Consider the following 24243-nt stretch of genomic DNA (forward strand, 5'->3'; position numbering starts at 1 on the left):
CATGGCCGAGAAGATCTTCCCCACCGAGAAGCTGATCCCGACCCTGCTGTATCCGTTCACCGGCCTCGCCGCGGGCACTCCCATCCTCGTCCGCAAGCTGACGGCGCCCCAGCGCGAGCGCCAGGCCGAGGCCGCCGCACTCAAGGCCAAGCGAGACGAGATCACCGCCCAGGCCGCCGAAGCCGCCGAGGCCGCCTTCACCCAGAAGCTCCTGACCGAGGCAGACCCGGTCAAGCGCGCCGCGATGCTCCAGGCCCGGGAGGCCGCGCAGGTCACGGCTCGCCAGGTCGAGCTGGAGCGTGCCAAGGCCGACCGCAAGGCCAAGCGCAGCAAGCTCGGCGACGCCGCCGGCGCGGCGGCCCTGCTGCTGATCGTCGGCGGCCCGCTGGTCTGGTCCCTCGCCCGCCCGTGGGTACAGCCCGGGATCGGCGTTCTCCTCGGGGTCTGGTGGATCGCCGCCCTGATCCACGCTCCCGCCCACGGCAAGGCCGTCCCGGCCGAGGGCCAGGAGGACCCGGAGCAGCCGGTGCGCGCGGTCGAGGAGGAGCCCGCCGGGGAGGACCCCGTCGAGGGCCCCCGGGCGACCGTCCCGACCGCCGTCGAGGCCCACTCCCTGACCGCTTCCCTGACGGCCTCCGGCAGCTCTGTTCTGCTGACCCGGCTGGCCGCCGATCTGGGCACCGCCCACCCCTCCTGGACGGGCTCCACCAAGGCCGTCCGCGCGCTCCTCTCGGAGGCCGGCGTCCCGGTCCGAGAGGGGGTGCGCACCCCGGACGGCAACGGGCCCGGCGTCCACCACCAGGACGTGCCCCCGCTCCCCTCCCCTCCCGAGACCCCCGTTGTTGCCAACGTTGGCCCAGGTCAGAGTGCCAACGCCAACGCCAACAACGCCCGGAAGTGGTCCACACGAGAGGGGTTCGTCATGCAGACCGACCCCGACAACCCGGCCCGGACGATCATCGTCGGCCGCACCACCGCCGCCTGAACCTCCCCTTCGGCCCGCGCCCGGCATCGCCCGGGTGCGGGCCGCCCTGCTCCGTACGAAAGGAGCCGCGTTGAGCACCGAGCACGCCCACCCGAACGTGATCCCGTTCCGGCCCGAACCCGCCGAGATCAAGGCCGCCGAACAGGCCGTCATCGGCGCAGCCCTGCTCGACCCCGTCCAGATTCCCGCGCTGGCCGCCCAGCTCGGCGACCCCGGCGCGTTCTACCACCCAGCACACGAGACGATCTGGCGGGCCATCACGCGCATGGCCGGGGGTGAGCGGCCGGTGGACCCGCTGCTGCTGACCGGTGTCCTGCGCGCGCAGGGCGACCTCGGGCGCGTCGGTGGGCCCGGCTACCTGCACACCTGTATCGAGGCCACCCCCACCGCCGCGAACGGCGACTACTACGCCGAGATCGTGCGTGTGGCCGCCGAGCGCCGCCGGATCAACACCGCCACCAGCCGCCTGGCCCACATGGCCGGTGACGGCCAGGTCGACCTGGACGACGTGCGCGCCGCCGCCCTGGCCGCGCTCGCCGACCTCGCCACCGGCGAGAGCTGGCTCGACCCCGTCCCCCTCGGCTCCCACACCACCCTGCCGACCTTCCCCGTCCACGCCCTCCCTGCCTGGGTGGGCGGGTACGTGGAGGCGGTGGCGGAGTTCACGCAGACCCCGCCCGACATGGCCGCCACCATGGGCCTGGCCGCGCTGTCGACGGCCGCCGGCGGACGGGTCGGCGTGGAGATCCGGCCCGGCTGGCGCGAGCAGTCCAACCTCTACCTCGTGTGCGCGATGCCGCCGGCCAGCCGCAAGTCCGACGTCTTCGCGTTCATGACCGCACCGGTCTACCGGGTCGAGGACGAGCTGCGCGCCGACGCCCGGGCCCGGATCATCGAGGCCGAGACCGCCAAGGAGACCGCGCTCGCCGAGGTCGACGCGCTCATGGCCAAGGCCCGCAAGAACCCCGACCTCGACCGCGCCCACCTGGTCGCCGAGATCTCCGCCGCCCGGATGCTGGCCGACGAGATCGTCGTCCCGCCCAGCCCGCGTCTCACGCTGTCCGGGGACATCACTCCCGAGACCGTCACCCATCAGCTCGGCGTGCACCGCTGCCTGGCCGCGCTCTCGCCCGAGGGCGACCTGTTCGACAGCATCGTCGGCCGCTACAGCAGCAAGCCCAACCTCGGCGTGTTCCTGCAAGCCCACAAGGGCGAGCGGCTGCAGGCCGACCGGATCACCCGCGAGCAGCCCACCGTCGACAAGCCCGCGCTCACCATCGGGGTCACCCCGCAGCCCGCCGTCCTCCAGGAGCTCGGGGCCGCCCCCGGCGCCCGGGACCGGGGCCTGCTCGCCCGCTTCCTGTACTCCCTGCCGCCGTCCAACCTGGGCTACCGCAAGATCCGCACCACCCCCGTCCCCGAACAGGTCGCCACCGCCTACGACCTGCGCCTCACCACCCTCCTGCGCGAACTCGTCGCCCTGGACGAGCCCGTCACCGTCAGGATGACCGAGGCCGCCGACCTCGCCGTGGAGAAGCTGCAGGAGAAGTTCGAGGTCCAGCTCCGCCCGGACGAGCCACTCGCCCACATCAAGGACTGGGCCGGCAAGCTCGTCGGCCACATCGCCCGCATCGCCGTCCTGCTCCACCTCGGCGACCACGTCAGCGGCGACTGGCGTGCGCCCGTCCAGGCCGCCACCGTCGACCGGGCGGCCGAGATCGCGGAGTACTACACCGCGCACACCCTCGCCGTGTTCGACCTCATCGCCGCCGACCCCGCCACCGAGGACGCCCACGCCCTCCTCCAGTGGCTCCGGCGCCCGAAGAAGGACGGCACCCACCGCACCCACATCAAGGCCCACGACGCCGTCGCCAGCAGCCGCCGCTTCAAGAAGGTCGCCGACGTCGAACCCGCCCTCGCCCTCCTCGAACAGCACGGCTGGCTCCGCACCGACCAGCACGGGCCCACCGGCCAGCGCGGCCGACCCCAGGCCCTCACTTACCGTGTCCACCCGGCCGTGAGCACCCCCACGGACGGGGCCGAAGCCCCGTAACCGTCAGGGATGTCAGGGCAAACCCCTGACCAGCCAAAACAACCCCGGACACGACGTCAGGGATTGTCAGGGATGTCAGGGAAACCGCGACTTTCCCTGACATCCCTGACAATCCCTGACGCCCTGCCAGGAGCCAAAGCCGCAGGCCAGCGGTTTGTCCTGACATCCCTGACACTTTCCGCCCTCCGCGCCCGTCCGCGAGAGGGCCCGCAACACTCCGCAACCACCATTCGCACTCGCCGATGGAGTCGCCGCCATGCCCACGCAGGACCCGAAGCTCAAGCTCGCCGCCGTCCTCGAAGAGCTGGAGATGTCCCGCTCCGCCTTCTACCGCATGGTCGCCCGCGGGAAGGCCCCGAAGCTCATCAAGCTCCCCAACCACCAGATCCGCGTCCGCCGCAGCGACCTCGACGCCTGGTGGGCCGCGCAGGAGCAGAGCGCCGCCTGACCCACGCCCCGCCCTTCCCTCGCCGCCCCCGGCCGATCGGCCGGGGGCGGCTCTCTTTCTGGAGCCCGATTGCTCACCTACGATGTCCAGATCCACGCCATCCGCGATCTCGGACGCGGTCGACGGCCGCACCAACTCCGTTGGCGGGTGGGGAAGAACCCCCACTCCGCGACCTTCACCACCTTCCCGCTCGCCGACGGCCGGCGGGCGGAACTGCTGACCGCCATGCGCAAGGGCGAGCAGTTCGAGACCGAGACCGGCCTGCCCGCCTCCGAGTTCCGGAAGCTCAACCAGGTGACGTGGTTCGCCCACGCCAAGCAGTACGCCGAAGCGAAGTGGCTACGCTCGTCGGCGAAGAATCGCGCCACCCGGGCGGACGCCCTGGCGACGCTCACCGAGGCCCTGGTGACGGACCGTCGTGGCCGGCCTGACCGGAAGGTTCTCCGCCGCGCGCTCTCCTGCTGGGCGTTCAACTTCGCCGAGCACCTGGCCGAGCCGCCCGAGGAGATCAGCTCCGCCCTGGCCTGGGTGACCAAGAAGTCCATCCCCCTGGACCAGCTGGAGGACTCCGAGAACGTGCGTCTCGGCCTGGACGCCATCGCCCGGTTGATGGACGGGAGCGTCGCCGCGGACACCACGCTCACCCGCAAGCGGATGGTCTTCAACAACGCCCTGCGGTACGCGGTCGAGCGCCGGCGACTGCCCAGCAACCCCCTCCAGTTCGTCGACTGGACGCCGCCGGCCACGAGCGACGAGATCGACTTCCGGTGGGTGCCCAGCCCGGCGCAGGGCCGCGCGCTGCTGGACGCCGCCGGGCAGGTCTCGGCCCGGGGGCGGCACCTGCGGGCGTTCTACGGGTGCATCCTGTACGCCGCCACGCGGCCCGCCGAGGCGACGAATCTGCGACTGGTCGACTGCACCCTGCCGGAGAGCGGGTGGGGAGAGCTGGTGCTCGGCAGCAGCTCGCCCCGGGTCGGGTCGCGCTGGACGAACGACGGCCAGTCACACGAGGAGCGCGGCCTCAAGCGGCGGGCCCGGAACGCCACCCGGGAGGTGCCGATCCCGCCAGTGCTGGTCCAGTTGCTCCGCGAGCACGTCGACGTCTACGGGGTGGCGCCGGACGGCCGGCTGTTCCGGGCGGCGCGGGGCGGGCGGCTGCTGACCAAGGAGACTGCGGCCGTCTGGAAGCGGGCCCGGGAGATCGCCCTCACCCCGAAGGAGCTGAAGACCAAGCTCGCCGAGGTGCCGTACTCCTGCCGCCACACCGCCGTCTCCGGCTGGCTGGCGGCCGGGGTGGACCAGACCGAGGTGGCCCGGCGGGCGGGGCACAGCGTGGCGGTCCTGCTGCGGTTCTACGCGAAGGTCATCAACGGGCGGCAGGAGCGCGCGAATGGCCTGATCGAGCGGTTCCTCGACGGCGAGGAGCCCACCTCGTAGGGCCCGGATCCGTTCCACAGGTGTTCCACACAGGGTGGTCCGGAGGGGCATCCGGGTGGGACACCCCGGGACGGAATCGAAAAGGGCGGGTATCGGCATGTAGCCGATACCCGCCCTGATCTGGGCTTTCTCCAACTGCGGAGAGCGTGGGATTCGAACCCACGGTACGGGGTCACCGCACGACAGTTTTCAAGACTGTTCCCTTAGGCCGCTCGGGCAGCTCTCCAGGCGGAGGTCAGCCTAACGGGTCCGGCGGGGTTCGGTGCACAGGGTTTCCGGGGCGGGCCGGGGTCAGTTGTCCCCGACGCGGGTGCCGAGGGTGACCTTGGTGGTGGCGGTCTGGCCGTTGCGGGTGTACTCGACGTCGACGGTCTCGCCGGGCTTGTGCGTCCAGATCTTGCTGACCAGAGCGGGGCCGTTCTCGATCGGGCTGCCGCCGAGCTTGGTGATGACGTCGCCGGGCTTGAGGCCCGCCTGGTCGGCGGCGCCGCCGGGGGTGACGGCCGGCTGGCCCTGGACGTCGCGGGTCTGGATCTGCGCGCCGTCGCCCTTGTAGTCGTCGTTGCGCAGGACGTCGAGCTTGGCGTAGACCGGCTTGCCGGTCTTGATCAGGGTGTCGGCCACCCACTTGGCCTGGTTGATCGGGATCGCGAAGCCCAGGCCGATGGAGCCGGCCCGGCCGTTGCTGGAGGTGTTGGACTGGATCGCCGAGTTGATGCCGATCACGCCGCCGCCGGAGTCCAGCAGCGGACCGCCCGAGTTGCCGGGGTTGATCGAGGCGTCGGTCTGCAGCGCGTTCATGTAGGAGGCCTGCGCGCCGGTCTCGTCGCCGGAGGCGACCGGGCGGTCCTTGGCGCTGATGATGCCGGTGGTGACGGTGGACTCCAGGCCGTACGGGGCACCGATGGCGATGGTGGAGTCGCCGACGTTGACCTTGTCGGAGTCGGCCAGCGGAAGCGGCGTCAGCTTGCCCTTGGGCGGGCTGTCGAGCTTGATGACGGCCACGTCGTAGCCCTCGGCGCGGCCCAGCACGGAGGCGTTGTAGGAGGAGCCGTCGGCGAACTTGACGGTCAGTTTGCCGCCCGCGGAGGCCGGGGCGACCACGTGGTTGTTGGTGAGGATGTGGCCCTCGGTATCGAAGACGAAGCCGGTACCGGTGCCGGACTCGCCGTTGCCCTGGGCCTTGATGGTGACGACGCTGGGCAGCGCCTTCTGGGCGATGCCGGCGACCGAGCCCGGGGCGGGCTCGTTCTTCTGGGTGTTGTTGGCCTGGACCGTGGTGGAGCTGCGGTCGTTCTTGGCGCTGACGGTGGAACCGTCGCGGTCCGCGACGGCCACGCCGACCGCGCCGCCGGCCACGCCGGCCACCAGGGCGACGGCCGCGACCAGGGCGATCAGGCCGCCGCGCTTCTTGCGCGGGCCGCCGGGGACGGGCGCGCCGGGGTACTCGCCCGGGTAGCCGAGCGGCCCGCCGGGACCGCCGGGCGCACCGGGCGCACCGGGGGCGCCGGGGGTGATGTCGTGCGGGGCGCCCCAGCCGCCGAGCGGCTGGCCGGCGCCGAACGGGTGGTGGTGCTGGCCGGTCGCGCCCGGGCCCTGCGGGGCGCCCGGCGCGGCGTACGGGTCGTGCGCGACGAGCGCCGGGGGCACCGGGGTGCCCGGGGCCGGGGTGGCGTACGGGTTGCCGCCGTACGGGGCGGCGGCCGGTGCGGCCGGGGCCGGGGCCGCGGGCGCGGCGGGCGGCAGGACCGGCGGCGGGGCGTCGAGGTAACCGGCCTCGGCGGCCGGGGCCGCGGGCTCGGGGGCGTCGGCCGGCTCCGGGGCCGGGAGCTTGCCGAACGCCAGCGTGGGCGTGAACCCGCCGGAGCCCCCCTCGGCCGGCTGGGACGGCTGGTCGGCCGCGGGCGTCGTTGCGGGGGCGGGACCGGCCGCAGGCTGCTGCGCCGGACCGTCAGAAGCGGAACCCGCCACCCCCTGGCCGACGGAGGGCTGCTCCCCCTGCGGCCCGGTGGACCCAACCTCGCGCTCGGTGCTCACGGACGACCTCCATAGCTGACAGGACCAACAACCATAGTTTTTCGCACACCCGATTCGATTGCCGTAAGGACCCTTCTGAAGAACTCATAAGAATCCTTAGCCGGTCCCGACGGCCGGCGCAGCGCCGCGCACGAACCCACCGCCTTGGCGTTCTCCCCCGCGCCGACTAGCCTGTCGCTCCGAACTGACACGCGGGAGCTTGGACCCACCAGGCTGAGAGTGCGCCGGTCGACCGTACGCCACGGACCCCGTGGACGGCCGTCGAGGGGGCGCAGACCGCCGGAACCTGTCCGGGTAATGCCGGCGTAGGGAGATATCGGCCATGCCGCCTGCTTCGCCATCCTCGTCCTCCGGCGCGCCCTCGTCCCCGGGCGTCCCCCCCTCCCGGGACGCCGCGGGCACCGCCCCCGGTTCCCCGGGCGGCGCCGCCGCGTCGGCCACCGCCGTCCTGGAGCCCCCGGCCCGGGCCGAGGCGCCGCTGGTGCTGGACACCGAACCGCCCCGCACGCTGGGCTTCCGCGACCACTTCGCGCTCTGGATGAACCTCGGCGTCTCGCTGATCGGCTTCACCACCGCCGCGACCGTGCTCGGCGCCAAGGGCAGCGAGCTGTCGCTGGCCGCCGCCGTCACCGCGATCGTGACCGGCACCGTGGTCGGCACCGCGATGCTCGGCGTGGCCGCGCTGATCGGCGCGCGCACCGGCGCACCCGCCATGGCGAACCTGCGCGGTCTGTTCGGCACCCGGCTGTCCTACGTGCCGACGGTGCTCAACATCGTCCAGTGCATCGGCTGGGGCGTCTACGAGCTGCTGACGATCGCGCTCGGCGCGCAGACCGTCACCGGCACCGAGGGCTACCGCTGGGCCTTCGTCGTGCTGGCCGGCGCGCTGACCACCGCGCTGACCATCTGGCCGCTCGGCGCGATCGCGGTGCTGCGCCGCTTCGTCGCGGCCGCGGTGGCCGTCGCGATGGTGTACTTCACCGTCCAGCTCGGCCGCAACGGCGTCCCGGACCCGGGCGCGGGCAACTGGCACGGCTTCCTGCCGGCGACGGACGCGATGATCGCGGTGTCGATCTCCTTCGTGCCGCTCGCCGCCGACTACACCCGGCACTCGCGCACCCCGCGCTCGGCGTTCTGGGGCAGCTTCTCCGGCTACACGGTGGCGCAGGTCTGGTGCTACGTGCTCGGGCTGATGGCGCTGCTGCAGGCGGACGGGGACCCGGAGCGGATCTTCGACTCCTTCCTGGGCGTCTGGGCCGGCTGGCTGTTCCTGCTGGTGCTGGTGCTGCGCGAGACCGACCAGTCCTTCGCCAACGTGTACTCGACCGCGATGTCGATCCACAACCTGCTGCCGAAGGCCGACCGCCGGGTGCTGACCGGCGCGACCGGCGTGCTGATCACCGTGCTCGCGCTGCAGATCACCGAGTTCACCGACTCGTACTACGCCTTCCTGGGGCTGATCGGCTCGGTCTTCGTCCCGATGTTCGCGGTGCTGGCGGTGGACTACTTCCTCGGCGCCGGGCGGCGCGGCTGGGACCTCTCCGCCGACGCGCCGTCCCGCTGGCTGATGCTGCTGCCGTGGGCGCTGGGCTTCGCCACCTACCAGCTGATCGCGCCGACCGCGGTGGCCGGCTGGTGGACGGACCTCTGGACGTCCGTGCAGGAGGCGCTGCACTTCACGCCGCAGGAGTGGACCTCGGCCTCACTGTTCGGCTTCCTGGTGCCGGCCCTGGCCACCTGGGCGCTCACCCCGCTCACCCGGGGCCGGGCCGCCGCCGCGCGCTGACGCCCGCCGGGCCACCGGCACGGAGGCGAAGACGGCCCCCCGGGTTGGGGCGGTCTTCGCCTCCTCGCCATGTCCGCGGCCTATCGTGTAGGGCGTGACCAGCCCCGATGTCTCGCCCACGACGACCCGCACCACGCCGCCCGTCCAGGTGATCGCCCACCGCGGTTCCTCGTTCGCCCTGCCCGAGCACACCCTCGCCGCCTACCGCCGGGCGCTCGACGAGGGGGCGGACGCCCTGGAGTGCGACGTGCGGGTGACCGCCGACGGGCACCTGGTCTGCGTGCACGACCGGCGGATCGGGCGGGTCTCGGACGGCCGGGGCACGGTCTCCGCGATGACGCTGGCGGAGCTGGAGGCGCACGACTTCGGCGCCTGGAAGACCGGCCGGCCGAGCGAGGACCCGGAGCTGCGCGGGGTGCTGCGGCTGGAGAGCCTGCTGGAACTGGTCGTGGACCGCGGGCGGCCGGTGGACCTCGCGATCGAGACCAAGCACCCGGTGCGGTTCCGCGGCCGGGTGGAGTCCGAGCTGCTGCGGATGCTGGACCGGTTCGGGATCGGCGGCGCGCACGGCGGCGTGGCCGGCACCGGTGCGGAACGCGGTGGCGCGCACGGCGTGAACGCCCGGATCATGAGCTTCTCCTCCGTCGCGCTGGCCCGGGTGGCGGCGGCCGCGCCGCAGTACCCGCGGGTGTTCCTGTTCGAGCGCGGTCTGGTGCTGCGCGGGCGGCTTCGCCCGGGCGCGCCGCTGCCGGGCGGGGCGCGGATCGCCGGGCCGGGGATCGAGCTGGTGCGGGCCAGGCCGGGGCTGGTGACCAGGCTGCGCGAGCTGGGCCACCAGGTGCACGTGTGGACCGTCGACGAGCCGGCCGACGTCGAGCTCTGCCTGGAGCTCGGAGTGTCGGCGATCATCACCAACCGCCCGGCGGAGGTGCTGGCCCAGCTCGGCCGCTGACCCCGGCCGCCCCGGCGCGCGGGGCCGGGACGTGGTGAACCGTTCAACCACCGTCGGCCGTTGATCGTCTTGGTAGGGACTCAAACCTTTCGGCGACGATTTCTGCCGCAATTCATACAGTTTCACGACGGAGGGTGAGCACCGAATCACCTGTCGCGCACCGACGGTGGACGGGCCTGAAATGTCCGCGCGGGATCGCCGCGCGGTCGTTTCCGACGTATTGCCAAGGGGCATCCATCCCTCGGCATACGCTGAAGGAGGTCCGGGGGTGGCGTTGATGGTGGCGCGTGAAGTGCCGACTTCATCGACCATGGCAGTGCCGCACGGCCCAGCGAGTGTCGGGGTCGCGCGGCGCCGACTGCGTCGAGATCTGGGAGACCGCGAGATACCGGAACCGGTCATTGATGATGCCGTTCTGATCCTTTCCGAACTTTTGAGCAACGCCTGTCGTTACGCCCGGCCACTCGGGCCGATGCCCGCGCTCGGCCGGGGCGCCCGCGCCGGGGCCGTCCAGCCGCTGCTGGTCGGCGGCCCGGCGCAGACCGGCCGGACGGGCGGGCCGCCCGCCGCACCGGGCGACGGCGGCGAGGACACCGGCGGTGTCCTGGTCCGCTGGCAGATGCACGCCGACGGCGTGCTCACCCTGGAGGTCACCGACGGCGGGGCGCAGACCCGGCCGTCGCCGTCCAGCCCCTCGCTGACCTCGCACGGCGGCCGCGGGCTGAGCATCGTGGACCAGCTGGCGAGCGACTGGGGCGTGCGCGACGCCCCCGGCGAGGTGACCGTCTGGGCGGCCCTGCCGGCCCGGGCCCGGCACGCCCGGCGCACCGGCGGCGGGCACCACGACGGCGGGCGCCACGACGGCGGGCATCCCGGCCACGGCGGTGGACACCACGGCCACGACGGCGGGCACGCCGGCGGCTGAGCGGCCGCGCGGCGCGGCGCCCCGGCAGCGGGCCCGGCGGGCCCGTCCGCGCCCCGGCGCACGCCCACGCGCCCGGGGAACGTCAGTAGGCTGACGGGAGCACCACACCACCGTTCCCGGGAGAGCCGCACCATGGGCAAGAAGGCCGCCAAGAAGGCGCCGCAGCGCAGCCAGTCCACCCCCGCCGCCACGGGCGAGATCCCCGTGGTCGGGGCCCGTGAGAACTGCCCCTGCGGCTCGGGCCGCCGCTACAAGGCCTGCCACGGCCGCGAGGCCTCGCACGCCGTCCAGGAGCTGGTGCACCGCCCGTTCGAGGGCCTGCCGGGCGAGGCGGACTGGGTCGCGCTGCGCGAGCTGGTGCCCGCCGCCACCGTGCCGCTGACGCTGGCCGCCGGGGTGGCCGGGACCGCCGAGGGCGAGGTGCCGTCGGTCACCCTGGCCACCGTGCTGCCGCTGGCCTGGCCCGCGCTGCGCCGCCAGGACGGCTCGATCCTGCTCGGCCTGCAGACCCAGTCGTCCTCCGGCGACCTGAGCCGCGACCTCGCGGACGCCCTGGAGCTGGCCCTGGCCACCGCCCCGGGCACCCCGGTGCCGGCCCGCCGGACCGTGCCGGGCGGCCGCCGTCTGCAGGACCTGCTGGACGGCACCGCCGCCTTCGAGCCGGCCGTGCACACCGGCTTCGAGTTCTGGCTGGAGGACGCCGAGACCGCCACCGGCGAGGTGGCCGCCTCGCTGGAGCGCGCCAACGCCTCCGCGATCCCCACCGAGAAGCTCGCCGGCGTCGACGCCGCCTACTGGTGCGGCACCCCGGACAAGAACCACCTGCGCTGGGTGATGACGGTGCCGGAGGAGAAGCTGCTGGACGCGCTGGCCCGGCTGACCGCCGCCGAGGAGTCCTCGCTCGGCCCGGACACCCGCCTGGTGGGCTCGTTCCGGGCGCACGGCCTGACCGTTCCGGTCTGGGACCTGCCGCTCGCGATGACCGCGGCCGACTGCGAGAAGCCGGCCGCGGAGTTCGCCGAGCGGCTCGCCACGACGCTCGCCGACCCGGCCCCGCTCACCGCCGACGAGCGACGGGCCCGCGCCAACCTGGTGAACCGTCAGGTCACCCTGAACTAAAGGCGGGACGCAACGCCGGGGCGCGCCCGGCGGATCGGCGTGATACGCGTCACATTGGCGCCCGCGACCCGCAATTTCCGGGCTGCGAGGGCGTCTTGGAAATTGGCGCGGGCGCGGATCCTTGTTACTGTCTAAAGAGTCCGGTCGCTGGTGCATCCCCCGTCGCCAGCGGCCGGATCTTTTGTTTTCCGAACGCCCCACGCCGGGGCCGGTCGGCCGTGCCCGATCAGTACGCGGACGACGGATCGTCAGTACGCCGAGCGGCCGCTGTCCAGCTGGACCGCCGCCGCCACCAGCTCTCCCAGCAGTGGCTCGACCTGCGGCAGCCAGACACCGCCGTCGGCCCCCTGGCGGGGCGGCAGCACCCAGCGCACCCGGTCGCCGTCCCCGCCGCCGGGCGGCAGCGGCAGGAAGCCGCCGCTCCCGTGGTAGCGCAACGATCCGGGCACCCAGGGGAGTTGGACGAGCACCTCGCCGAGCGCGTCGAGCGACCAGGGGGCGACCAGCATCGCGTACCGGTCGGGCATCGCCAGGACCGGTCCGAGCCGCAGCCGCAGGGCGGCCAGGTAGGCGAGCGCGCGGGCGCCGGCCGCCGCGGGGAGGCTGACCGCGCACACCGTGCGGCCGGTCGCGGTCAGCACCGGGGCGTCCGGGCAGCGCCGCTCCCACCACCAGCGCACCATCCGGGCGTCGGTGGTGGCCGCGAGCAGCGGCGGGTCGTGCGGGTGGGCGCCCGGCACCGGGCAGTCCGGATCGCCGCAGGAGCAGTGTCCGCCGGCGAGCAGGACGGTTCCGGGGACGACGGGCCAGCGGTGGCCGGTGGCCGCCGTCAGGGCGCCGGCCAGCCGGGCCGCCCTGGCCGCCCGGGCCGCCGGCCGGCTCCTCGGGTCGTCGCGCAGTGGGTTGTCGCGCATTGGCACCCGTTCCTTTCCGTGACCGCTCGGTGGCTCCGCCCCGCGGCCGCCGGACCGGCCGCCGCCGCGCGTCCGGGGACGCCGGACCGGCCCGCGAAGCCGGACGGAGGGATCCGGCCGGGAGCCGGGTCGGAACGGACCGGGGGCCGGGCCGGAGCCGGGCGGCGGGCGGGGCGGCGGTACGGACGGCGGTGCGGACAACGGCGCGGGCCTGGAGCACGCGGTGGAGCACGATGTGAAAGGACTGCGGAATAGAACAGCCCTTGGAACGAGAATCCCGTATGCGACCGGATGGACGCCGCCCGGCCGCGGTTGGTTCCACCGTACGAGTGAGTCGCTTCCGGCCGACCCGGCCGGCCGGCGCCATGGGCATACGATCCGGACGGCCGCCGGAGCCGTCCCCCCGGTTCTGCCCGCTCACCGGCTGCTCCATGCCCGGCGGGCGGAGGCGCCCCGTCCCGCCGGACCGCGGTGCACTCGACCGGCGCGCGCGGAACGGAACGCGCCCCCTGACCGGGCCCGCGACGGCGCGACGGCGGCCACCAGCCTTGTCATTGCTCTGGACATGCCCCGAATGGCCTGTGTAGAAGTGGTGGCATTGCTGTCGATCAATGACGAGTAGTAGCGAATCGAGGCGAAACGCGCCCTTTTGGCCGTGCTCGCTCCAAACGGCCGTACCTGGGGGTTCCGCATGATCCGCGTGACACGCACCACCGCGTCAGGAGTGGCGGCATGACCGAGTCCCACCCACCGTCGACGTCCTCCGAGCCCGCCGAGCCCGGCGGTGCCAGCGGGCTCTCCGTGCTGGACCCGCCCGGCTTCCACGATCCGGCCGCGCCCGCCGCGCGGCCGGACGGACAGCCGGACGGGGAGCCCGGCGGAGAGCCGGACGCGGAGCCGTCCGGACGGCCGGACGCCCGGACGCCCGGCGAGCTGCCGGGTGCCGGCGAGGGCGCGGACCGTGCCGCGTCCGCCCCCGGCGCGCCCGACGGCGCGCGTCCCGACGCCTCCGCCACCGGAGTGCAGGACCGTTTGGCCGGACGCCTGTCCGATTTCACCAGCCTGCACGAGCACACCGAACGGCTCGCCCGCGCCCGCGGCCTGTCCGCCACCCTGGACACCGTGCTCGCCTCCGGCGCCGCGCTGCTCGGCGCCGACCGCGCCCTGCTGGTCACCGCGCTCCCCGGCGGCGGCCCCAGCCAGCCGGTCGGCCTCGGCATGGACCGCGCCAGCCTCGGCTCGCTGGAGACCGTTCCGCCCGACCAGAGCCTGCTCGCCCGGCTGCTGCGCACGCACGACCGGCCCGCCGAGCTCGCCTCGCACGACCTCGCCGGCGACCCGGCGATCGGCGCCCGGCTGCGCGAACTCGCCGGCCACCTCGGCATCGGCGGCTGCTACGGGCTGCCGCTCGCCACCGAGGAGGACGGCCCGCTGGCCGCCGTGCTCTGGTTCTACGACCGGCCCGCCGGCCCGACCGGCCGCCAGCGCGAGCTGGCCCGCCGCTACTGCGCGGTGGCCGCCCCGCTGCTGGCCAAGCAGCTCGACGCGGAGAAGGTCCGGCGCACCACCGAGGCACTGCGCCGCGGTCTGCTGCCCGACCGCCTCCCCCGGCCCGCCGGCCTGCGGCTGGCCGCCCGGCTGGTCGCGGCCGGCCTGGACCGCTCCTGCGGCAGCGACTGGTACGACGCCATCCCGCTGCCGGACGGCACCGTCGGCCTCACCGTCGGCTCCGTCTCCGGCGACGGGCCGGGCGCCGGACCGGGCTCCGCCCCCGGCGCGGCCGCCGCGATGGGCCGGGTGCGGGCCGCGCTGCGGGCGTACGCGGTGCTGGAGGGCGAGGACCCGGTGTCCGTCCTGGGCGACCTCGAACTGCTGCTGAAGACCACCGAGCCGTCCCGCACCGCCACCGCCGTCTACGCCTGGGTGGAGCCGGAGGGCCGCCGGATCACGCTGGCCGGGGCAGGCCACTGCCCGCCGGTGCTGGTCACCCGCTACGGCGCCGAGTTCGTGGAAACCTCGCTCTCCGCGCCGCTCGGCGTGCTCTCCTGCTGGGAGGCGCCCGGGGTCGAGTTCACCGCCGAGCGCGGCGACACGCTCGTGCTCTACACCGAGGGGCTCGCCCGCCGCTTCGGCCCGACCCTGCACGCCGGGCAGGCCAACCTGCGCCGGGCCGCCGCCGACGCCCCGCGCGACGTGCGGACCGACCCCGACCGGCTCTGCGCCCACCTGGTGGCGGCCGCGGCCGAGCAGGACACCACCGGCACCTGGGACGGTCCGGACACCGACGACCTGATGCTGCTCGCCGCGCGCTTCGAGTAGCGGGGCCCGTTCGGGCCTTCGCCCGGCCCGCCCGGCCGCTCCGAACGGGCCGGGCGAAGGCCCGAACGGGTGAGCGGCCGGGCGTCCGTACCATGGACGCACGGCCGCCCACCTGTGTCGCGATCCGACGCGCCCCGGGCGGCACCACGCGCAAGGAGGCGACGTACGTGACCGAGGACCGCACCCCCGCGGTGGCCGAGAACCCCGAGGCCGTCGGCGGCGACGAGGAGCCGCAGCAGTTCAAGGGCCGCAAGAACGGCCTCTACTCCGAGGTCTCCGACGAACTGGCCGCCTCGATGAAGTCCGGCTGGGCGGACACCGAGCTGCACGGTCTGACCCCGGTCCCGCAGGCCCCGTACGCCGCCGAGCGCCGCGCCAAGCTGTCCGCCGCCTTCCCCGGCGAGCGCCTGGTCGTCCCGGCGGGCACCCTCAAGGTCCGGTCCAACGACTGCGACTACGCCTTCCGCGCGGCCAGCGAGTACGTGCACCTCACCGGCGACCAGACCGAGGACGCCGTGCTGGTCGCCGAGCCCGCGGGCCCCACCGGCCACACCTTCGACCTCTACCTGCTGCCCCGCTCCGACCGCGGGAACGGCGAGTTCTGGCTGGACGGCCACGGCGAGCTGTGGGTCGGCCGCCGGCACAGCCTCACCGAGCAGGAGCAGCTGCTCGGCCTGCCGGTGCGCGACGTCCGCAAGGCCGCCGACGAGCTGGCCGCCCGGGCCGCGGACGGCGTGCCGACCCGCATCGTGCGCGGCTACGACGCCGGTCTGGAGGCCGCGCTCGACGGTGTGCTGGACGCCGGCCGGGACGCCGGGCTCAAGGAGTTCCTGAGCGGCCTGCGGCTGGTCAAGGACGCGTGGGAGATCGGCGAACTGCGCGCCGCCTGCGAGGCCACCGTCAAGGGCTTCACCGACTGCGTGCGCGAGCTCGGCCAGGCCGTCGCCACCTCCGAGCGCTGGATCGAGGGCACCTTCTGGCGCCGCGCCCGGGTCGAGGGCAACGACGTCGGCTACGGCTCCATCTGCGCCGCCGGCGCGCACGCCACCACCCTGCACTGGGTGCGCAACGACGGCGAGGTCCGCCCCGGCGAGCTGCTGCTGCTGGACGCCGGCGTGGAGACCAGCACCCTCTACACCGCCGACGTCACCCGCACCCTGCCGATCAACGGCCGCTTCGACGCGCTCCAGCGGAAGATCTACGACGCGGTCCACGACGCCCAGGAGGCCGGCATCGCGGCCGTGAAGCCCGGTGCCCGGTTCCGCGACTTCCACGACGCCTCGCAGCGGGTGCTCGCCGAGCGGCTGCTCGCCTGGGGCCTGCTGGACGCCTCGGTGTACGACGTCGAGAAGGTCCTGGAGCTGGGCCTGCAGCGCCGCTGGACCCTGCACGGCACCGGCCACATGCTCGGCCTGGACGTCCACGACTGCGCCCACTCGCGCACCGAGGAGCACGTCGACGCGCTGCTGGTGCCCGGCATGGTGCTCACCGTCGAGCCGGGCCTGTACTTCCAGCAGGACGACCTGACCGTCCCGGAGGAGTACCGCGGCATCGGCGTCCGGATCGAGGACGACATCCTGGTCACCGCCGACGGCAACGAGAACCTCTCGGCCGGCCTGCCGCGCCGCGCCGAGGACGTCGAGGCGTGGATGGCCTCGCTGGCCTGATCCGACGGGCGGCGCTGCCGGGCCCGCGCCCGGCGGGCCGTCGTACGGGCGGCGCGGCAGCCGCCCGGGCCGCCGGCGGTCCGGCCCCCGAGCAGTGGGGGCCGGACCGCCGGCGGCGTTCTCGGGGGCGGCGGTGCGGCGGCCGCCCTCTCAGCCGTCCTCCCGGCCGTCCCCCCGGCCGTCCCCCCGGCCGTCCTCACCGGCCGGCCGTCGCCAGGGACGGGTGGACGACGACCGGTGCGGCCTCCCGGCCGTCCCCCTTCGCCCCCACGACCACGGCGAAGCTCCCGGGGTCGGGCGACCAGCCCTCCGGCACGCTGAGCCAGAACGAGAAGGTCGTCGACTCGTGCGGCCGGACCAGCCGCTCCAGCAGGGAGGTGTCGACCACCCTCAGCCCCGACTGGTTGCGGGTGACCGGCAGGCTGCGCCGCCCCTCGGTGCCGTACCCGGCCTGGACCGTGATCTGGCTCCCCGCCTCCGTCCCGCTCAGCAGGACGGTCGGGAGGACCGAGGCCAGCGGCGCCGCACCGGGGTTGCGGACGGTCATCGTGAACGTGGCGCGCTGCGGGTCCGCCCCGCCGTCGTCCTTGGCGAGGGCGACCGTGAACTCGGGTGCCATCCGGGCGGCGGCGGGGGCCTCGGACAGCCGCAGGGCGGTCAGCACCGACGCCTCCACGGTGCGCTGCGGGGTGGCCGGCGTCAGGGCCAGGGCCTCGATCAGCAGGGTCCCCTCCGCACTGTCGATCGAGGGGTCCAGCCGGTAGCGCAGCGTCCGGGAGGCCCCGGGGGCCAGGGCGAACGCCGCTTCGTCGCCCGATGCCAGGTAGTTGCCCGACGCCTCGGTCAGCGGCACGTCGGTCCAGGAGCCGCCGTCGTCCTCGCGCTGCAGGCGGCCGCGCAGCGACCGGCCCTCGCCGCCCTCCGCGGCGAGCGAGCGGACCGCCACCACGGGGGCCACCTTCCCGTACGCCTGCTCGGTGGTGTTGTGCCAGGTCACCGCGAAGGTCACCGGGCCGGCGCCCACCGTCGCCTCCTTCTTCTCCAGGCCGTCGAAGCTCAGCACGATGCCCTGGGACGGGCGCGCCACCCCGCCGCCGGCCGCGGTCGGATCGCCCGCCCCGGCCGTTCCGGCCGCCGGGCCGCCCGGCTGCGGGGAGGCCGCGCCGGTCACCGGCCGGCCCCTCCCCGCCCCGGCGCCGCCGGGGGAGCCGGTGGTGCCGGGCGCACCGGCGGCGTCCGGTTCGAAGGCGCTGCCCGGGTCCTGCGGCACGCCCGGGGCCGGCGCCCCGGCCGGGCGGCCGAGCGGGTCGGCGGACTGTTCGGCCGGGGCCAGCGGATCCGGGCCCGGGCTCGGGTCGGCGCTGGAGCTCATCGTGGCCGCCGGTGTGTCGTCGCCCTTGTCGGCCAGGGTGTCCCCGGGGACGGAGAGCAGGCCGATGACCGTCGCCGCCGCCAGCCCCATCAGCGGCAGGCCCACCAGGTAGGCGGGCCGGCGCCGCGTCCGGGGGCCGGACGGCGGATCGGCGGGACGCAGGTCCTGGGTGGTGATCCGGGCGACGCGGGCCGCCATGGCCTCGCGGAGCAGGCGCTCCACCGGGGACTCGCCGCTCGGGCCCGGACCGCCGCCGTGCTCCCCGTCGGCCGCGGGGCGCCGCTCGTCGTTCATCGGGCGTCCTCCAGCTTCTTCTCCAGGGCGTCCAGGGCCCGGCTGGCGGTGGACTTCACGGTGCCGCGGGACACGGCGAGGATCTCCGCGATCTCCGACTCCGACAGGTCGGACCAGTAGCGCAGCACCAGCACCTCGCGCTGGCGCGGGGTCAGCTCCTGGAGGGCCACCAGCACCCGGCGGTGCTCGTCGTGGAGGACGGCGTGGTCCTCCGCCGACGGCGCGTCCGCCTCGTGGGGCGGCACGTACTCCCGGGCCGTGCGGCGGCGGCGCAGCACCGACCGGGCGCCGTTGACCACGGCGGTGCGCAGATAGGCCAGCGCGTTGTCCAGGTCGTCCAGTTGCTCGCCGTGCCGCTGGTAGAGCTTGGCGAAGGCCTCCTGCACGACGTCCTCCGCCTGGTCCTGGTGGTCGACCAGCAGCACCGCGAGGCGGACCAGGCTGAGCCGGTGGGTGAGGTAGAGGTCGGTCAGCGTCGGGCGCCCCTCCTGCGTCCGGCCGCCGCCGGGCAGCAGCCGGAACCCGGCGCGGCGCCGCCCGGCCGACTGCGCGGCGACCGGGATGTCCAGCACCTCGCCCCCGCCCTGCGGCGCCTCCCGGGCGCCGAACAGCAGCGTCACCAGGCCGCGCAGGGCCGCTGCCCACCCCCGGTCGCCCCGGGCGGCCGGCTCGATGGCCATGGACATCCGTCTTCGCTCTCCCCCCGACGGCGTTCCGGTTCCACGCCGGTGCGTCAGGACATCGTCTTCGGGTGGCCGGACCGGCCGGAGTGGACGGGCCGGCCCGGTTCGATCGGTTCGCCCCGCTACCGGGCGAGCAGCGGAACGGCCGCCGACCGCTCGGGCAGGGCCTGGCCGTCGACGCCGGCGCCCGCGGCCATCCAGATGCTCCGGTCGGGCATCCACCCCGCCGGCACGTTGAGCCGGAACCGGTAGAGCACGTTCTCGCCCGGCCCGAGCACCCGGGTGAGCCCGGTGGTGTCCAGCCGGACCCGGCCCTGCGCGTCGAGGGCCCCTTCGAGGCGGCGCCACTCGCCGCCCGCCAGCACCTCGGCGGTCAGGTCCGCGGGCGTCAGGTCGTGGGTGGCGTTCACGGAGCCCAGGTCGGACACCGCCAGGGCGGGGGTGACGGTGTGCTGGGCGTAGCCGTCCAGGTTGGCCAGCTCCACCTGCACCTCGGAGGGCTGCCGGCCCCTGGACCCGTCGGTGGGCCTGGTCGTCGAGAGCTGGACCGGCTGGTCCACCTTCACGTTCACCCGGGCCTGCGCGCCGCCGGCCCGGACCGCCTTGGCGCTGCGGCCGATCCATCCCTCGGCCTGGACCGGCAGCCGGCCCGACGGGCTGCCGACGGACAGGGTCAGCCGGTAGCGGACCGTCCGGCTCTCCCCGGGGTCGAGCGCGAACGCGCCCGGCTGGGGGCCGCTGCCCACGCCCTGCTGGTTCAGCTTCACCTCGCGCCATTCATCGAGGTCCTTGCGGTCCAGCATCCCCTTGGACGTCCTGCCGGGGCCGGCCAGGCCGGCCGGGTAGTCGTACGGGAGCACCCGCACCACCGGGACGACCTCGTCGTAGCGCTGCCGGGTGGTGTTGGTCCAGGTGACCTCGAAGTCGAGGTAGCTGCCGCCGGCCTGGATCTCCCAGGCGCCGGCGAGCGGACGCAGCGAGACGTCGACGGCCTCGGTGACCGCGCCGGGCATCTCCTCGGGCCAGGTCGGGGAGTTGCCGGGCACGGGGCCGGGGCCCGCCGTCGGCACCGGTGCCGCGGCCTGGACGGCCATGGCGACCGGTGCGAACTGCGGTGCGCCCGCCTCGGCCACCGGAGCGGTCAGCGCCGACCGCATCCACGCCGCCCCGTCCGGTGCCGCGCCGGTGGACGCCGCCCCGGCCGCCCGGACCCGGCGGAACTCCGCGCCCTCCTCGGCGGGAAGCAGCGCGTAGCCGGCCGCACCGGCGACGACGGCCGCCAGCGGAACGGTCCCGACGAGACTCCGGACAGTGGACGGGCGCATGGTGGGTTCCCCGTGGTAGTCGGACTCGGCCTGTGCGGCGAGGCCCGGCACCGGCTCGGTCGGACCCGCGCCGGATCGGCCCTCACCCTTTCAGACGCCCGAGTCCGGCCGGGGTTGTGGCGTGTTCGAAGAAAATTTCGCACTGGCCGGAACGATCCCATTCATCGGCCTCCTCCCGTCCGGCCCGGCCCGGACAGGGCGGGACGGACAGGGCGGGACGGACAGGGCGGGACGGACGGGACGGACGGGACGGCCGTCGCTACGCCTGCCCGCCGGCGCGGCGGTCCGCGTTGGCGAGCATGGCGTCGTGCAGCCACTGGGCGAGGCCCGGGGCGAGGTCCTCGTAGACCTTCGTGAAGCGCGGGTCGGCGAGGTACATCCCGGCGATGCCGCGGTGGATCTCGAAGGTGCAGTCGTAGAAGTTCCGGCAGATGTGCTGCCGGTGCTCCTCGGCGAGGTCCGTGGCCGGGCCGCCGTCGGCGGGCTCGCCGGCGGTGAAGGCCTCGGCCAGGCGGGCGTTGAGCCCGTCCGTCTCGGCCTTGATCCGCTCCCAGTCGGCCTTGTCGTAGCCCCCGGTGCGGCGCTGGGACTCCGCCCAGGCGGCGGTGTCGCCCCAGCGCTGCTCGGCCTCGGTCTCCCACTCCTCGCGGTAGTGCTCGCCGAAGAGCTCGAACTTCTCCTCCGGGGTCAGCTGAATGCCCATCTTCTCTGCCTCCATGGCGTGTTCGACGGCCGCGGCGAGTTGCTGGAGATGCGCGATGCGGTCGGTCAGCAACCGGTGCTGGCGCCGCAGGTGCTCGCTCGGACTCACCGAGTCATCGTCCAGAACGGCCGCGACCTGTTCCAGGGAGAACCCGAGTTCGCGGTAGAACAGGATCCGCTGCAACCGCCCGAGATCGGCCTCGTCGTACCGGCGGTAGCCGGCCGGCGTGCGGCCCCGGGGGGACAGCAGGCCGATCTCGTCGTAGTGGTGCAGGGTGCGGACGGTCACCTTGGCGATCTTCGCCACCGCGCCGACCGGGTACCCGTCTCCGGTGTTCATCCGGGATCTCCCTCCGTGCTGACCACGACCCTCCGTCCTCCCGTTGCGTGAGGGTCAAGTCCGCCCGCCCCGCGTCCGCGTCAGACCGCGGCCGGCTCGCGGCCGGGCGGCCGTCCCTCGGCGGGCTGCCCGGCCCCCGGTCCGGCGCCGGACCGGGGGCCGCCGCGGCGTCCGCGCCGCCGCTGGGCGGGCCAGAGCAGCACGTACCCCGCCGAGACCACCACGAAGGCGAGCCGGACGAAGCCGCGCGCCGCGTCGGACGGCAGGAACAGCGTGCCGCCGTAGAGGGCGGCCAGCGCGATCCAGCTCCACCACGGCACCAGCCGCCGCTGCCCGACGGTGTCCCAGAGCAGGGTGCCGAGCAGGATCGACGCGGAGTAGTACGTGTAGACGCTGGGGTCGAGCAGGATCCGGGCGTCCGCCCCCAGCAGGACGACGGCCGGCCAGCGGCCGCGCCACACCGCCAGGCAGCCCAGGGACAGCCCGAGGGCGAACTGCGCCGGGCGGTCCCACCACGGCGTCGCCGGATCGGTCACGCCGAACCAGCGCAGCGCCGAGGCGGGCTGGTTGGGGATGGTGAACCTGGCGGCCGCCATGGTGTCCAGGTCCCCCAGGTAGAACGGCAGCCAGGCGACGGCCACCAGTGCGGTGAACCAGAGCAGCGTCCGCGGCCACCGGGCCCGGGGCAGCGCGAGGATCAGCGGCGCGAACGCCAGCGCCCACGGCTTGGCGTCCACCGCCAGCGCCAGGTACACCCCGACCGCGGTGGCCCGGCCCCGGCTGAGCTCGTGCGCGGCGAGGGTGGTGAAGAACAGCGCCAGCACGTCGTCCAGGTGCGCGAAGCGCACGGACACCTCGACCCACATCGGGATGAACGCCAGGCCGGCGATCAGCAGCCGCTGCTGCAGCCGGCGGTGGTTGGTGCCGGTGCCCAGGTAGTGGCGGGCGGCGGTGCGGCCGACCAGGACCAGCATCGCCAGGCCCAGTCCGGACATCGCCGCCTCGGCCAGCAGCGCGCCGGTGTGCGGCGGGAACGGGCTGAAGAGCCGCGCCACCGCCAGGCTGACCGGGCCGATCTGCAGCTCGGGGTGGTGGGCGTAGAGCGCGAGGCCGCCGTCCGGCCGGTCGCTGAAGAGCAGTTCCTCGCCCTGGCGCAGGTAGTGCCAGGAGAAGCCGCCGCTCGGCTCGACCAGCAGGAACCAGAGGACCGTCCAGCCGAGCAGCAGCACGTGGTGCCTGCGGACCGGCAGACCCGCGATCCGGCCGGCGCCGGCCCCGTAGTCCGACCCGGCCCGCCCCGCGCGCCGCGGCCGTTCCGTCCTCGCCGAGCGCTCCGCGCCCCGTCCCCGCACCCCGGTACCTCGCCTGCCCCGTTCCGGCCCCGTTTCGGCCCCCTGACCGGCCATCCTAGGCACGTCCGGGCGGCCGGACGGAACCGCCCGTGCCCCCGGCGGACCGGGGACACGGGCGGGTGCTGCGCGGTGCGCCGCGGGGCCGGCCGTACGGGCTAGCCGTGCTGCGCGGCGCGGCGGCGGCGGAGCACCACCAGGGTGCCGACACCGGCCGCGAGGACGGCGCCGCCGGCGATCGCGATGCCGGTGGTGTCGTCACCGCCACCGGTGGTGGCCAGCGCCTTGTCGGCGTCGGCGCGCGCCTGGACGACGGCCTCCGGGGTGATCGGCAGCGGCGCGATGGCCGGGACCTTCACCGGGAAGTCGATCGGCTGGCGGGGGCCGGTCTCGTCGTCGCCCGAGGTGTCGCCGGGCGTCGGCGCCGAGGTCCCCGGGGCGGTGGAGGCGCTCGGCGAGGTGCTCGCGCCGGAGGTCGGCGTGGCGCTCGGCGAGGTGCTCGACGTGGCGGAGGGCGACGCGCTGCCCGACGGCGTCGTGGTCGCGCTCGGCGTGCCGGACGGCGTGCCGGTCTCCGACGGCGTCGTGGTGGCCGACGGCGTGGTCGTGGCCGACGGCGTGGTGGTGGCCGACGGGCTGGTGCTGGTGCTCGGCGTGGCCGTGGCGCTCGGGCTGCCGGTCGGCGACGCGGTGGCGGACGGCGAGGTGGTCGCCGACGGCGTCGTGGTCGCCGACGGCGAGGTGGTGGCCGACGGCGAGGTGGTGGGCTTGCCGGTCGGGCTCGCGCTCGGGGTGGTCGGCTTCGTGGTCGTCGGCGTGGCGGTGGGGCTCGGCTTGCCGCCCCCGGCCACGATCCTGAACCGCTCGCCGCAGTCCTGCTCGCCCGCGAACTCGCCCGGGCCGACCGGCTTGTTGGCCTCCACCTTGGAGGCGAAGACCACCGGGACCACACCGGCCTTGCCGAGCGGCGCGTTCTTGGCCGCCGAGACCCGGACGGTGACCGTGAGGCTGCTGCCCCGGTTCAGGGCGAGCAGCGAGTTCTTGTAGTCCGGCACCGAGTTGTCGATGAGCTTGGCCAGCAGGAACAGCACACCGTCGTCGTCGGTGTCGCCGCCGCCCGGCGCGGGCGTGGCCGGCAGCCAGGTCCGCGTCCTGTCCAGCGACTCGGGCAGCTGGTACTCGACCTTGAGGTGCTGCGCGTGCAGGCTGCCCGCCTCGTTCTTGAACTTGAGCAGCGGGTAGTAGACGAAGTCGTGCTTGGTGTTGTTGTCGACGGTGAAGTTGAACATCTTGGTGTCGCCACCGGCGACGAAGGTCCGCGGCACCCCGTCCAGGGACAGGTCGAGCGCGCGGGCGCTCGCCTTGTCGGCCTGCGGGGCGGCGGCGGGGGACGATCCGGCGGTGGCTGCGGCCACCGCGCCCTGGGCTCCGGCCAGGACCATCGAGGCGGCGAGCGCGGCGGCGCCGGCCAGGGCGAGACTGCGAGGTATGGAGATGGACAAGGGAGACCTCACGAGAGTGTCCGGGCGCGGCCCG

Annotated in this window: 18 protein-coding genes, 1 tRNA gene and 1 riboswitch; of the genes, 10 read left to right on the forward strand and 9 right to left on the reverse strand. The window is 74.8% G+C overall.

Annotated elements, in window-relative coordinates:
• Position 1: 1 nt before the first annotated feature.
• The 4 genes from ACFVVL_RS29785 (at position 2) to ACFVVL_RS29800 (ending at position 4923) form a co-directional block, all read left to right on the forward strand.
• A complete protein-coding gene (locus ACFVVL_RS29785) occupies positions 2–985 on the forward strand; it encodes a hypothetical protein (RefSeq protein ID WP_387680651.1) in 984 nt (327 codons plus the stop codon).
• 70 nt (positions 986–1055) lie between these two features.
• Entirely contained in the window at positions 1056–3038 is a 1983-nt protein-coding gene (locus tag ACFVVL_RS29790) for a DUF3987 domain-containing protein (protein WP_387680654.1), read from the forward strand.
• Between the two features lie 256 nt (positions 3039–3294).
• On the forward strand, positions 3295–3486 hold the full coding sequence (locus ACFVVL_RS29795) for a helix-turn-helix transcriptional regulator (protein WP_387680657.1): 192 nt from the start codon (positions 3295–3297) through the stop codon (positions 3484–3486).
• A 147-nt stretch (positions 3487–3633) separates the two neighbouring features.
• Positions 3634–4923, forward strand: coding sequence for a tyrosine-type recombinase/integrase (locus ACFVVL_RS29800; RefSeq protein WP_387680660.1), 1290 nt, complete (start codon positions 3634–3636; stop codon positions 4921–4923).
• A gap of 138 nt (positions 4924–5061) precedes the next feature.
• Here ACFVVL_RS29800 and ACFVVL_RS29805 read toward each other — a convergent pair.
• Both ACFVVL_RS29805 and ACFVVL_RS29810 read right to left on the reverse strand, forming a co-directional pair.
• A tRNA-Ser gene (locus ACFVVL_RS29805) sits at positions 5062–5149 on the reverse strand.
• Between the two features lie 65 nt (positions 5150–5214).
• On the reverse strand, positions 5215–6960 hold the full coding sequence (locus ACFVVL_RS29810; protein ID WP_387680663.1) for a trypsin-like peptidase domain-containing protein: 1746 nt from the start codon (positions 6958–6960) through the stop codon (positions 5215–5217).
• A 181-nt stretch (positions 6961–7141) separates the two neighbouring features.
• A riboswitch (TPP riboswitch) is annotated at positions 7142–7290 on the forward strand.
• On the opposite strand from ACFVVL_RS29810, the gene ACFVVL_RS29815 reads away from it, so the two are divergent.
• The 4 genes from ACFVVL_RS29815 to ACFVVL_RS29830 all read left to right on the forward strand — a co-directional run bounded on the left by ACFVVL_RS29815 (position 7283) and on the right by ACFVVL_RS29830 (position 11742).
• A complete protein-coding gene (locus ACFVVL_RS29815; RefSeq protein ID WP_380296808.1) occupies positions 7283–8746 on the forward strand; it encodes a purine-cytosine permease family protein in 1464 nt (487 codons plus the stop codon). It overlaps the preceding riboswitch by 8 nt.
• Positions 8747–8840: 94 nt before the next feature.
• Positions 8841–9698 (forward strand): glycerophosphodiester phosphodiesterase family protein, encoded by an 858-nt coding sequence (locus ACFVVL_RS29820; RefSeq protein ID WP_387680667.1) that lies wholly within the window; start codon positions 8841–8843, stop codon positions 9696–9698.
• Positions 9699–9966: 268 nt separating this feature from the next.
• Complete coding sequence (locus tag ACFVVL_RS29825; RefSeq protein WP_387680670.1) at positions 9967–10623, forward strand: ATP-binding protein; 657 nt, start codon at positions 9967–9969, stop codon at positions 10621–10623.
• A gap of 132 nt (positions 10624–10755) precedes the next feature.
• The gene (locus ACFVVL_RS29830; protein ID WP_387680673.1) at positions 10756–11742 is read left to right on the forward strand and encodes a DUF5926 family protein; all 987 of its coding nucleotides are present in this window, start codon (positions 10756–10758) and stop codon (positions 11740–11742) included.
• Positions 11743–11990: 248 nt separating this feature from the next.
• Here the strand turns inward: ACFVVL_RS29830 and ACFVVL_RS29835 are convergent, their stop codons facing one another.
• Positions 11991–12656: a bifunctional DNA primase/polymerase gene (locus tag ACFVVL_RS29835; RefSeq protein WP_380296815.1), complete on the reverse strand. Its 666-nt coding sequence runs from the start codon at positions 12654–12656 to the stop codon at positions 11991–11993.
• Between the two features lie 732 nt (positions 12657–13388).
• Here ACFVVL_RS29835 and ACFVVL_RS29840 point away from each other — a divergent pair.
• Entirely contained in the window at positions 13389–14975 is a 1587-nt protein-coding gene (locus ACFVVL_RS29840) for a PP2C family protein-serine/threonine phosphatase (RefSeq protein WP_387680676.1), read from the forward strand.
• Between the two features lie 167 nt (positions 14976–15142).
• Positions 15143–16642, forward strand: a complete 1500-nt coding sequence (locus tag ACFVVL_RS29845; protein ID WP_380296819.1) for an aminopeptidase P family protein — start codon at positions 15143–15145, stop codon at positions 16640–16642.
• 196 nt (positions 16643–16838) lie between these two features.
• On the opposite strand, the gene ACFVVL_RS29850 is transcribed toward ACFVVL_RS29845, so the two are convergent.
• The 6 genes from ACFVVL_RS29850 to ACFVVL_RS29875 form a co-directional block, all read right to left on the reverse strand.
• Positions 16839–18308, reverse strand: coding sequence for a hypothetical protein (locus tag ACFVVL_RS29850; protein ID WP_380422832.1), 1470 nt, complete (start codon positions 18306–18308; stop codon positions 16839–16841).
• Positions 18305–18994 (reverse strand): RNA polymerase sigma factor, encoded by a 690-nt coding sequence (locus ACFVVL_RS29855; RefSeq protein WP_380297873.1) that lies wholly within the window; start codon positions 18992–18994, stop codon positions 18305–18307. The genes ACFVVL_RS29850 and ACFVVL_RS29855 overlap by 4 nt, the downstream gene beginning before the upstream one ends.
• A 119-nt stretch (positions 18995–19113) precedes the next feature.
• Positions 19114–20316 (reverse strand): hypothetical protein, encoded by a 1203-nt coding sequence (locus ACFVVL_RS29860; protein WP_387680681.1) that lies wholly within the window; start codon positions 20314–20316, stop codon positions 19114–19116.
• A gap of 259 nt (positions 20317–20575) precedes the next feature.
• Positions 20576–21358 carry a MerR family transcriptional regulator gene (locus ACFVVL_RS29865; RefSeq protein ID WP_380297869.1) on the reverse strand — a complete coding sequence of 261 codons (783 nt, stop codon included), beginning with the start codon at positions 21356–21358 and terminating at the stop codon, positions 20576–20578.
• Positions 21359–21438: 80 nt separating this feature from the next.
• Positions 21439–22608, reverse strand: coding sequence for a hypothetical protein (locus ACFVVL_RS29870; RefSeq protein WP_387680758.1), 1170 nt, complete (start codon positions 22606–22608; stop codon positions 21439–21441).
• Positions 22609–22865: 257 nt separating this feature from the next.
• A complete protein-coding gene (locus ACFVVL_RS29875) occupies positions 22866–24209 on the reverse strand; it encodes an LPXTG cell wall anchor domain-containing protein (protein WP_387680684.1) in 1344 nt (447 codons plus the stop codon).
• Positions 24210–24243 lie beyond the last annotated feature (34 nt).

Origin of the sequence: Kitasatospora sp. NPDC058115 (genome assembly GCF_042884635.1) — a bacterium.
Taxonomy (GTDB): domain Bacteria; phylum Actinomycetota; class Actinomycetes; order Streptomycetales; family Streptomycetaceae; genus Kitasatospora.